At 71.7% G+C, this 2,147-nt stretch carries 2 protein-coding genes; one reads left to right on the top strand and one right to left on the bottom strand.

What is annotated here, in order from left to right; translation table 11 throughout:
- The first annotated feature begins 451 nt into the window (after nucleotides 1–451).
- Nucleotides 452–1,615, top strand: a complete 1,164-nt coding sequence (locus ACLEQD_RS41905) for a lipase family alpha/beta hydrolase (RefSeq protein WP_410391516.1) — start codon at nucleotides 452–454, stop codon at nucleotides 1,613–1,615.
- Between the two features lie 20 nt (nucleotides 1,616–1,635).
- On the opposite strand, the gene ACLEQD_RS41910 is transcribed toward ACLEQD_RS41905, so the two are convergent.
- Nucleotides 1,636–2,147, bottom strand: a 512-nt coding sequence (locus tag ACLEQD_RS41910; RefSeq protein ID WP_410391517.1) for a hypothetical protein, incomplete at its 5' end; no start/stop codon positions are given.

Below are 2,147 nucleotides of genomic sequence, written 5' to 3' on the forward strand. Positions count from 1 at the left end.
GCGCTTCTCCGGTGAGAGGTTGGCGATCCGCTTCGACAGCTCGTTGCTCATCTCGATGGACTCCGCGCTCGGGGACGCCAACGCGAGCGTCACCCGGGGCGGTGACGTTCGCGGGGAACTCAGGCCTGCTGTTGATTCCGGATTGACGCCCTGCGCCGCTCTCCCGGGAGAAGCGCGGGGTGGGTCAAATCCACACTCGCCATATTATTCTTGGGCGAGCGACCTGTCATGGGGGCGGCCTGACGGAAGCCCGAGTGAATCCGTGCATTTGCGGGAAGAGTCGGGTTCCCCGAAGTCGCTGCGGGAAGAACTTCCGGTGTCCTCTAGAGGGGGCTGCTGGTGGGGGCGTCCGTCCGTCTGGAGGGGGAGCAGGATCAGGGGCTGACGCGTCAGCGCCCGCGCCGCGGCGGGTGCTTGCGTGGAAGGGGCGCCGGGGGAGAGGTTGCGCCGCATGCGTCTGCTCCCGATCCCGTTCCTGATGTTGCTGAGCGCCTGCACGGCCTCCCGCGTCGCGCTGCCTCCGCCCACGGGCGACGAGGTGACGGTCTTCATCCACGGCTACCGGGGGTCGTTCCTGGCCACGGCGGACGCGGAGCACGAGCGGGCGTGGGTGTCCGTGGGCGACCTGCTGACGCGCGGGGAGCGGTCGCTGGCGCTGCCGTTTCCCGGGCAGCGGGCGACGCCGACCTTCGGAGCGCTGGAGGTGGACGGGCCGATGACGCGCTTCACGGTGCTGCCGTGGGTGGCGAGCTACGACATCTACAAGGGCTTCCTGGAGTTCGCGCGCGAGCGCCTGCCGGGCTTCGTGGTCTTCGACTACGACTGGCGCCAGGACAACCGCGCGACGTCGAAGCGGCTGTGCGCGCTGCTGGACGAGCTGGCGGCGGCGCGAGGGGGCCGGGTGAAGGTGAACCTGGTGGCGCACAGCATGGGCGGGCTCGTCACGCTGCACTGCCTGCGCTACGGCACGGGCGACGACACGGGCGAGCCCACGTGGGCGGGCGCGCGGCACGTGAAGCGCGTGGTGTTCCTGGGCACGCCGTTCCGGGGCGCGCCGGGCATGTTCGACGACTTCACCCTGGGCACGCAGGTGGGGCGCAACCGGGCGCTCCTGTCCCCGGAGGCGCTCTTCACCTTCGCGTCCGCGTTCCAGCTGCTGCCCGCGGAGAGCGACTTCTTCGTGGACGCGAGCGGCCAGCCGGTGGCGTTCGACGCGTACCGGCCGGACGCGTGGGTGGACGGCGGGTGGGGCGTGTTCCAGGACGCGGCCGTGCGCGGGCTGCCCGCGTATCGCCAGTGGCTGGAGCGCATGCTGGAGGCGCGCTCGGGGCTGGCGCGGGCCCTGTCCGAGCACGGGGGACCGCCCCCGCCCTTCCGCGCGCTGGCGGTGGTGGGCGTGGGGCATCCGTTGATCAAGTCCTTCCGGGTCATCGACGGGAAGCCCACGTTCGAGGACCCCGTGCTCGCGGACGGGGACGGCTCCGTGCTCACGACGCGCGCGCTGCCTCCGGCGCCGCTCCACGTGGACCGGCTGGAGACGAAGGCGGACCACGTCGCGATGGTGGGCGACGAGGAGGTCATGGAGGCCGTCGCGCGCTTCGTCACCGGAGACTGACGCGGGCGGCGGCGGAAGGCTCAGTCGCCCTGGATGGCGGCCTGCCAGTCGCCGTCCGCGGAGATGCCGACGCGCATGCCGATGTAGCTCTTCTGCTTGCGCATGTCGGTGATCATCGAGTCCGGGTAGATGCCCTTGAGCAGGGCGAAGTCCGCGTCGGTGGCGCCGTCGCGGAAGGCGGTGGGCCACCAGTAGAGGTTGCCCTCCTGGTAGAAGGGGAGGTTGAGCACGTGGACCAGCCGCGCCAGCACCGGCTGCGGGCTGTCCTTCCACTCCTCCTGGATGCGCCAGGTGGTGGCCATGTCCTGGTCGGGGTCGTAGGAGAAGCGCACGCTCTTGCCCTTCTCGTCGCCCAGCTTCTGGAGGCCCGCGTAGTCGCACGCCACCGCGGCCTTGATGATGCGCTCGCGCATGGAGGCCACGGCCGGGGGCAGGGGCTTCGCGGTGGGCTTGGGGACGGGGCTCAGCCGGCTCGCCGAGCACGACGCCGCGGCCGGGGCGCTGGCCCCCTCCGGCTTGGAGGCGGGCGGGG

The organism is Corallococcus sp. 4LFB (genome assembly GCF_046520365.1).
GTDB lineage: Bacteria > Myxococcota > Myxococcia > Myxococcales > Myxococcaceae > Corallococcus > Corallococcus caeni.

What these genes read in the sequence shown, in the direction of transcription:
- ACLEQD_RS41905 (WP_410391516.1), top strand. Translation starts at nt 452, where the DNA reads ATGCGTCTGCTCCCGATCCCGTTCCTGATGTTGCTGAGCGCCTGCACG.